The 9,379-nt window shown below is 60.2% G+C and carries 4 protein-coding genes and 1 pseudogene; 2 read left to right on the top strand and 3 right to left on the bottom strand.

The genetic code is table 11. The features are described from left to right. Positions 1-305 precede the first annotated feature (305 nt). Both FJ398_22315 and FJ398_22310 read right to left on the bottom strand, forming a co-directional pair. Positions 306-1,038, bottom strand: a pseudogene (locus FJ398_22315) (hypothetical protein). Between the two features lie 255 nt (positions 1,039-1,293). Beyond that, positions 1,294-1,962, bottom strand: coding sequence for a hypothetical protein (locus FJ398_22310; GenBank protein MBM3840642.1), 669 nt, complete (start codon positions 1,960-1,962; stop codon positions 1,294-1,296). Positions 1,963-2,699: 737 nt separating this feature from the next. Between FJ398_22310 and FJ398_22305 the strand changes: the two genes are divergently transcribed. Further along, complete coding sequence (locus FJ398_22305; GenBank protein ID MBM3840641.1) at positions 2,700-4,433, top strand: CocE/NonD family hydrolase; 1,734 nt, start codon at positions 2,700-2,702, stop codon at positions 4,431-4,433. A 302-nt stretch (positions 4,434-4,735) separates the two neighbouring features. Next, positions 4,736-6,436, top strand: coding sequence for a hypothetical protein (locus tag FJ398_22300; protein ID MBM3840640.1), 1,701 nt, complete (start codon positions 4,736-4,738; stop codon positions 6,434-6,436). A gap of 869 nt (positions 6,437-7,305) precedes the next feature. Here FJ398_22300 and FJ398_22295 read toward each other — a convergent pair. Further along, positions 7,306-8,178, bottom strand: a complete 873-nt coding sequence (locus FJ398_22295; GenBank protein MBM3840639.1) for a hypothetical protein — start codon at positions 8,176-8,178, stop codon at positions 7,306-7,308. Positions 8,179-9,379 lie beyond the last annotated feature (1,201 nt).

The raw sequence follows: 9,379 nt of genomic DNA, 5'->3' as shown, positions 1-9,379 counted from the left end.
CACGAAAGGTGCGCTCTCTCTCGTCGAGACCCCATCAACCGGAGAGCCGGATGCGGGAAATCCGCCCGTCCGGTTCGGAGGGAGGGGTGACGCTCGTGTGTCATCCCTACCCCTATCTCATGTCGGTTCACGACAAATGATTTTGCCTGCGTCTCGACGTGTGTAACACTCTCGACGACTTTCCCGTGGCGAAAAGAGTCCAATCTGTTCGGAGCCGGTCCAGCGCCTCCAAGCAGTCCGCGGTCGCGGAGTTGAAGGACGGTGCGCAGCGAGCGCTGTTGTCTTCGCCTGTCGAGGAATCGACCTCAGCGTCTGGTGGCGCAACCCGTCTTCAGTTCGTACGCAATCATCCGTGCATGGCCCGCCGCCACGATTTCTTTGCCGGCCGGCGTTTCCCACACAATCGGCGTGCAGTACGAAGTGCGGGAGAGCCGTTTGGTTTCCCACTTGAGCGAGCCGGTCGCCGCGTCGAGCGCGATGATCTTCGGATCCTTCATCTCATCCCGGACGAGCACCACCGCCCCGTCCACGATGATCGGCGAAACTCCACTGCCGAATTCGCCGGCCGTGACCGCCGGCGGCAACTCCAACTTCCAGAGCTGCTTGCCCGAAAGATCGTAGCCAAACAAACCGCAAGAGCCGAAGTACGACACGATCCGCTCGCCGTCCGTCGCGGACGTGGATGAGGCCGGGCTTCCTTCGGTTTTGTGGTACGGCTCCAGTTGTTTGGCTGGAGCCTCGGCCCGCCAGGCCTCCTTCCCGTCGGCGCGGTTGAACGCTACTGTATAAAGTCTCCCGCCTTCATGCGCCGTGATCACCAACTTATCTCGCACGATGATGGGAGAAGACAGCCCGGGGGGGCGCCGGCACCTTCCACTTCACGTTCTTATCCGGCCCCAATTCGACGGGCGGCTTTTGGTCGTTCACGACGCCCGACCCGTTCGGCCCCCGGAACTGAGGCCAGACGAGCGGCTTCTCCGCCGCCGTCAGCAGATTTGCGAATACTCCGACCGCTACCAGCGTGATTGATGTTCTCATGTCGTCAGTCATTGTTGATTTGTTTTGGCGCGCTCCACCGACCAGTGACACTTGGTAGGGACGGATTCCATTCCGTCCCTGACTAATCCTTGAGGCGTGTCTTGAAGGGAGAGACGGACCACGGAAAAACCAGGAGCCTCCGTCGGCCCATCGTCTCTTCCTCGGCGGCGGTCTGCCTCAAGGATTGATTTGGGACGGAGTGGAATCCGTCCCTACCAACACGCTAAACACGTCCGGCTGGAAACTTGCCCTACGCTACTTCCTCCGCACCGATGACGCCCCGGAGGTGTGGGCCCGCACATCTTTGGGGTCGCCCACATAGCTTACGGTTGAGGCGCCGCTGGCATCGGCGACCAAATTCCCGCTGGCAGCAACGGTGATTCGGCTCGCTCCGCTCGCGTGAGCGGCCGTGTCGCCGGATGGATATTCATCGAAGTTGACGTTGCTCGCGCCGGAAAGTTCCGCGTCCAATCGCTTGTCTGAACTGAAACCCGTCAAGGTCGCGCGCACGGCGCCGCTCAAATCCAGCCCGGTCAATTCCGGCAGCGTGACGGCGGCCTTCATCGTGGCTTGGCGCACATTGATTCCGGGGGCGAGTTTGATGCGCAGCGTTTCGCCGGCCTGGGTCACGTCCAGGTGCTCAACCAGGTTGTCATCCACGGTGATGGCGACGCCATGTTTGGGGCCTTGCGTAACTTCGACTTGAAAGGCGTTGCCCACGGCCAGTCTCGAGAACGCCGTCAAGTCGTAATCCTTCGTCACGGTGTGACCGGAGCCGGTGATCCCGGCCCCCAGAACGCCGCACCCGGCAGAAACCAGAACGAGCGCCAGGCAAACGAACAGTGCGGCCGCCTGCGCGAATCGGATGGACCGTCGCGGCGGAGGGATGGGGTAAGAACGAGGAAGTGGATGGCCGTTATCCATAGCGGAAAAGTGACAGATTCGCCGGGGCCCCGTCAAGCAAGCCAGTATCGCCGAGGCAACCCCTCAGTTAGCGACGGTGGAGCGACGCTCCTGCGGAGCTTGTCTTCGATGGCATTGGCTCGGCAGGAAGTCCTCGCCCCACCTTAGTGGTCCGTTTCGTAAATACGCTCACGTTCGTTGCGCCCAATTTGGCCTGGGGCAAGGCGCGACGAGCGAGCATCCCCCGCCAGTGGGGCTGTGACCGAGGAGCAACGCAGCCCCAGGCAAAATTCGGCGCAACCCGAAGGGCGGCAGTTCTTTTTCGCCAGACTTCGTTGCTTGCTCCTTACAGATCCACTTCGGGATATGCTCGTCGCTCGCGCCTCGTCTGGCCGAAAAATCCCTTGCCGCGAACGTGATCGTATTTATGAAATGGACCACTTAGGGTCTGTGCAGTCCGTGGGATACGCTACAGCGCTTGGTTATTGGACGCCGCGTTCCCCCTCACCCTGGCCCTCTCCCTCAGGGCTCCCTCAGGGAGAGGGAACTGCACCGGCGTATCGACCGATCCGCCACGCTCAGCTTGTCGGAATCCGGCAAACGATTCTCCCTCTCCCTGGGGGAGAGGGCCGGGGTGAGGGGGAAGGAACTGTCGCCTATCCTGCGGTCTCCTCAGTAACTACCTTAACTGTTGGGTGAGGGGATACTCGCCGAGAAATTCTTGGCCAGGATTCACGGAGCATTCTATAAGTCTGCCTATGCACACTCCCTGCTTCGCTTACATTCGCCTCATGATTTCCAGCGTCCTGCTTCTCGCGGCGCTACTTTTGCCGGCCCGCGCGCAAGAACCGGATTTTCTGGCCGAGCGCGACGTGATGATTCCGATGCGTGACGGCACCAAGCTCGCCGCGAATATTTTCCGGCCCAAGGGAGACGCGCGTCATCCAGCCATCCTGCTGCGCACGCCCTACGGCAAGCCGGACGAGAAGTGGGGCGACGCCAAACGCTACACCGCCGCCGGGTATGCGATGGTGGCGCAAGATTGCCGGGGCCGGGGAAAATCCGAAGGCGCCTGGGATCCGTTCCGCTACGATGTCGAGGACGGCTTCGACACGCAGGAGTGGCTGGGCAAGCAACCCTGGTGCAACGGCGACATCGGCACTTCCGGCGGCTCGTACGTCGGCTGGACGCAATGGGCCTCGGCGGCGAACGCCAGCCCGCACCTCAAGTGCATGGTGCCGGTGGTGCCGTTCGCGGATGTGTTCGACGACATCGCCTACGCGGGTGGCGCCTTTCAACTCGCGCTGCTGATGGGTTGGGGCACGGCCGTAGGAGGGGTGGCGCTCGCGCCGGACAAATTGCAGGCCGCGTATCGGCACCTGCCTCTGCGCAACTTCGCCGACCAGTTCGAGAAAAGGATTCCTTACCTGAACGAATGGGTGGCGCACAACACCTACGACGAGTTCTGGAAGAAGCGCGGCATCGACCGACGCTACCGGGACGTGACCGTGCCTGCGCTCAACATTGGCGGCTGGTACGACATCTTTTCCAAAACCACGATCGATCTTGTGGATCGCGTGCGGGAACAATCGCGCGACCGCTCCGCGCGGCGAAATCAATTCGTGGTCATGGGGCCGTGGGCGCATGGCGTCGGCGTCCAGAAAGTTGGCGAGCTCGACTTTGGAACGGACGCGAAACTGAATGTCGGCGACCTGCAATTTCAGTGGTTCGAATACTGGCTGAAGGGACGCGAGACCGGCGTGCAGGATTGGCCGTCGCTTTACCTGTTTGTCATGGGTGAAAACCGCTGGCGCGCGGAACACGAGTGGCCGCTGAAGCGGACGAAGTTCACTCCGGTGTATCTGCGCAGCGGCGGCAAGGCGAACTCGCTGCGTGGTGAAGGCCAGTTGGCGATGGAAAAGCCGGGAGACGAACCGAGCGACACATTCACGTATGATCCCAACAATCCAGTGCTAACTCATGGCGGCAACAATCTGGTCGGCGCCACCGCCGGACCGTTTGATCAAACGAAGATCGAGGAACGCGACGACGTGCTCGTCTATACCAGCGCGCCGCTGGATCAACCGCTCGAAGTCACCGGCCTGGTGAAAGTGCTCCTCCACGCCGCGTCGTCCGCGCGAGACACGGATTTCACCGCCAAGCTCGTGGATGTTCATCCCGACGGCAAAGCTTACAACCTTTGCGACGGCATCATCCGGGCGCGGTACCGGAACGGCATGGCGAAAGCGCAGCTTCTGGAACCGGGAAAGGTGGAGCGGTATGAGATCGATCTCTGGGTGACGAGCAATCTGTTCAAGCCCGGCCATCGCCTCCGCGTGGAGATTTCGAGCAGCAACTTCCCGCGCTTCGACCGCAATCCAAACAGCGGCTTGCCATTCGGGACGGACACGGAATTGAAGATTGCGACGCAAACCGTTTTCCACGACGCAGCCCGTCCCTCGCACATCCTCCTGCCGGTGATACCGCGGTGAGGAACCGAAGGTTCGTTGGGTGTTATGAGACACATTATCCTCCTCAGCGCCGTTGGGCTGTTTGGTCTGCCAGATGCAGTCGCCCAACGCCCGGTTGCCTTCCCGCAAACCAAGCTGTTGACCTGGGAAGAAGCGGACCTTTCGTCCAGGCTCATGGATGGCGCGCATCGTTTTGTGGAGCGCAAGATCGCGGAAGCGCCAGCAAAGCGCGGCCGATTCTGGACGCGCGATTTCTCTGCGCCCGAGGCCTACGCCAAATCGGTTCAACAGAATCGCGAGCGTTTCAGAACATCATTGGCGCAGTGGATCCACGGCGGCCTTCGGGGATGGAACGGTTCGGCGATGACGCGCATCCGGCTTTGGTTGCGGAGACTTCGCGGTATCGCGTTCATCAAGTCCGCTGGCCCGTGCTGGAGGGATTCTTTGGCGAAGGCCTGTTGATCCAGCCGAAAGGAGAGACCAACGGTCACGTCATCGCGCTGCCGGATGCGGACCAAACGCCGGAGCAATTGATGGGACTGGCCGAAGGCATTCCTCGTGAATCGCAAGCGGCCCGGCGGTTGGCCGAGAACGGATTCGAGGTGATCGTGCCAGCGTTGATCAATCGGCAGAAGCTCGCGACCGAAGACAAACAACTGCGCGCCTCCGATCAAACGTATCGCGAATGGATTTATCGGCAGGCTTTTCACATGGGCCGCCACGTCATTGGTTACGAAGTGCAAACCGTCTTGGCCGCCACGGACTGGTTTCGCCAGCAACATGGCGGTGACGCGAAGATCGGTGTGTGCGGGTTTGCCGAAGGCGGGTTGATTGCTTTCTACGCCGGGGCGTTGGATCAGAATCTCGCGACGACACTGGTCAGCGGCTATTTTGACTCGCGCGAAGCCATCTGGGCCGAACCCATCTACCGAAACGTCTGGGGATTGATCCGCGAGTTTGGCGATGCAGAGATTGCTTCTCTCATTTTCCCGCGCGCGCTGATGATCGAGCATTCCGTCGTGCCTGCCATCACTGGCCATAAAGGCGACTGGCGCACGCCGGACTTCGCCCGCGCAGCGGCAGAAGTAAAGCGGATTGAAACTGGACCGAAATTCCCCAAAGCCATGTTCGTGCATGGCGAGCAAGAAACGCCCATCGGCCCGTTCTCCGATGCCGCATTGACCGCGTTTGCCGGCAGGTTCGGGGTGGCGAAACTCCAAGCGCTTTCCGATGAAATGCCGGTTGATCGGCGCGCCGGGTTCGATCCGGTGGAACGGAATCTTCGCCGGGTTCAAGAAATGGAAAACCACGTGCAGATGCTCGTGCGCCAGGCGGACAGAGTTCGGGACGAATCTTTTCTCTACACAGTCATGCCGGTGTGGACTAACAACCAGTGGAGCACGGCCCGCCGCCATCCCACTCATCCGCCGGAACAATTCATCGAAGGGGCAAAAGCCTTTCGCCGCCAGTTCCAGGAAGAAGCCATGGGCCAGTTCGACGAACCTTTGCTCCCGTTCAATGCCCGCACTCGAAAGGTCGCCGAGACCGAGAAATGGACCGCCTACGACGTTGTCCTGGATGTCTGGCCGGAAGTGTTTGCCTGGGGCGCGCTTGTTTTGCCAAAAGATCTGAAACCGGGCGAACGGCGGCCCGTCGTGGTTTGCCAGCATGGCCGCAACGGCGTGCCACGCGACACCATCGACGCCAACCATTCCGCCTACAACAATTTTGCCGGGGTCCTCGCCGAGCGCGGCTTCATCACGTTCGCGCCGCACAATCTGTATCGCGGCGAAGACCGGTACCGCTGGCTGGACCGCAAAGCGAACACGATCAAGGCCACGCTGTTCTCGTTCATCCTAGCGCAGCACGATCAGATTTTGCGCTGGCTCGAATCCCGTCCCGAGGTGGACGGCAGCCGCATTGCTTTCTACGGCTTGAGCTACGGCGGCGAAACCGCCGTCCGCGTCCCGACCATCCTGGAGAAGTATTGCCTCTCAATCATCCGGCGAATAGAACCGCTCTAGTCTAGATTAGATTAGACGGGCATTGGTGTCGTACAAACTGACTCCTCCAAACCCGATCCCGGCATTAAAGCCGATATCAAGCCCGGCGAAAGAATTCGTCCGGACGCCAGGCACAAAGGCAGATAGATCCCACCCAGGAAGCAGATCAGAAATCGGTCCTCGACCCGAGACAATCCCTGGAACCGTTTGCTCCAGGACCGTAATATTCGTCCTCGCCTCCTCAAACCCGAGGTTTCTGAAACTCGCTGCCTCAGCCACCAGGCAGAGGGCGATGGAAACGAGACATCCTGCGCAATGAAGATGAACGCGTTCCTTAATCATCCAAGCGATTTCCCAGTAAACATGGCGGGCGAACTTGTTTGCGTAAAGATTCAGTTAACAAAAGACAACGAAGAGAACAAAGCCTCGCGGATCGGGCCGAGTCCGATTCGGGCACGCGGCGCAAGGTCCTTATTTCAGTGACTCCGATTAGAACGGGGAAAGTGTTGACCGGCGCTTTCCTGATCTTCGTAGCTCCTCAGTTAACGACGATGGAGCGACGCTCCTGCGGAGCTTTTCTTCGAGGGCATTGGCTCGGCAGGAGTCCTCGCCCCACCTTAGCCGTCTCTATGCAACAGAATAGAGCATCAACCACGGATGAACACGGATAGACGCGGATAAGACTGAGTTTCTCCCATCGAAAGTCCAATCAGTAAAAAGTGATCTCCAGTGCTGAGAGCACAAATTCATTTCGCTCGGCCTATCCGTGTTAATCCGTGTCCATCCGTGGTTTCTCTTCTGAATAAGTTACGGCTTAGCTTCCTTAACTGAGGGGATACTGATCTTCGTTGTCTTCGTTTGCTTTTGTTAGAATCTGAATCGTTGCGAAATCACTTTCGCCTCACCACGCGCTCCGGGCGCGGAGGCTGCGCGAGCGCCGTCTGGCTCATGGCGATCATTTCCTCCAGATAAACTGTCGGATCGAACCCGTTCGCAATACCGATTCGGTAAGGGATATCCGGCTGGACCACCGCCAGTACCGGGCCAGGACGCATCGTATCTTCCGCCTCGGAAAGTCGAAACCATCCGTAGGCAGGGATGAACAGCCAGACCGCCAGGGTGCTCAATGCCGGAATCGCCAGGCCGTGTTTGTTCCTTGGGAAGCGCACGCGCCCTTGCGTGCTGTGGTCGGCGCTCTCGCCGACCACGGTCTCCCCACGAACTTCCCCCTCGCCCCGTCCCTCTCCCCCTCCGAGGGGGAGAGGGTGTCCGGAGGACGGGTGAGGGGGAAGTTCAGCCGTCCACCGCCCGAAGTTTCGTTTCGGAGAACTTTCTCCCCGAACAGAACCATTATACGGTGGTTGCATTCCTCGATGATTCCGACCGTCGAGGCGCCGGTCGGGACACGCGAGGGCGCGCGTGCTCCCCAGCCACGCCAGCGCTGCGTCCGCCAGCAGTCCGTTGATCATTCCCAAAGCGAAGTCCAGACCATAGACGCCGGCCAGGTCGCACACTTGAATCATCCAAAGCTGGTCGTAGCATGGCGCCTTGAGCAGGCCCGTGGGGAGGGCCAGCGGCCCCAGGTTGCGGAGGAACTCGCCGCCGACCCATGCCACCGGCAACGCGAACGTCAGCGGCCACGCCCATCGTTCGTGCAGCCATCGCATGGCGAGCGCCACCGGCGCCAAGGTAGTCGCCTGCCAACACGCCATTACGGCCAACCCGCTCCAGGAGTAGAATCCCAGGAAGTGCTGCGCCGCCATAAAGAATATCCAGCCTCCAACGCACGCGAACACACAGGACCCACGCCGCCGAGGCGCTCCGACGATGCCCAGTGCGAACGGGACGCGGGACGAGCGCAAAGAACGCAGCGGGCAGGCAATCGTGAACCTGAAGCGTAAGGGCCACGATCCACGCCAGCGCCAGCGCCGCCAGAGTGGCGCGTCGATAGCGCTTCCCAGCAGTCCGTTTTCCCGGCAATCGACCTGCGAGTGTCATTGATATTGGTGAAGGAGTCGATCGCGTCGTTCCGGCTTAACCGGCTCTATGCAGTAGAAACCTCACGCAGAGGCCGCCAAGCCCGCAACGGCAAATAAGAAAATGGACTTCCGGCGTTTCAATTCCTGCCACTGATTACTGTGCAGACCGTGGGATTGACGACAGATCGACCGGAGAACCGTAGCTATACAGATTTTCAATCTGCTGTATCGCCGATTTCCAATCGGCAGGGCGCCGGCAAATCCCAGCGTGCTCGGACTGGGAGACGCCCCGCAGAATACAATTCTGCGATCCGGCAGAGTGCAACTCTGCGCTACGAGCTTTGTCGTCCATCCCGCGGACCAAGCAGTAACGGTGCCTTTCCGCAGCAGTTCCACGCCTTCCCTTTGCGTCCTTGGCGATCTTTGCGTGAGATCAAATGCTCGGGACTTGCGTGGAAACGGCTTAGCCGTGACTATTCAAAAGCCTAACCGCGAATGGACGCCAATGGACGCGAATCCCAAGGCGAAAATGTTTGTTTTCGGCAGCGGACGGGGTTCACCGTTTAGGGAGTGGAACTGGCAGTCTCTCCCGAGTTCAGATCGGCTGTCTCTATTAGCGTTCATTCGCGTCCATTCGCGGTTCAACTGAGTTGTTACGGCTTCGCTTGGTTGTCCATCGTCCCGGTGTCAGGCCGAAGGACGAGCGCATTCCAGGTGTTGGTTCCGGACGGAAGGAGCGGCGCCAGGGAGTCCGTGATGCGAAAACTATACTCGTTGGCGGCAGCGTTCAACACCGCCCGGCGTTCCGCGGCGTCGAAAAAACCAGTTGTGTCGAAGCGATAGTCGAACTGGATGCTAAGGGTCTGTGCAAAAATAACTTCCGGTTTTGGCGGGAGCGCCGCCTGGCCGGATGCAAGGCGCGAGGAGGGAGCATCCCCGTTTTGGGGCTGTGACCGACGAGCAACGCCGCAGCCGGCCAGGCGCC

It is taken from the genome of Verrucomicrobiota bacterium, from assembly GCA_016871535.1.
GTDB lineage: Bacteria > Verrucomicrobiota > Verrucomicrobiia > Limisphaerales > SIBE01 > VHCZ01.
Note: the sequence above shows the minus strand (reverse complement) of the source record. Positions and strands in the feature narration are given on the sequence as shown.

Coding starts and splice junctions, on each gene's coding strand:
- FJ398_22310 (MBM3840642.1), bottom strand. CDS start 1,962: ATGGATAACGGCCATCCACTTCCTCGTTCTTACCCCATCCCTCCGCCG.
- FJ398_22305 (MBM3840641.1), top strand. CDS start 2,700: ATGCACACTCCCTGCTTCGCTTACATTCGCCTCATGATTTCCAGCGTC.
- FJ398_22295 (MBM3840639.1), bottom strand. CDS start 8,178: ATGGCGGCGCAGCACTTCCTGGGATTCTACTCCTGGAGCGGGTTGGCC.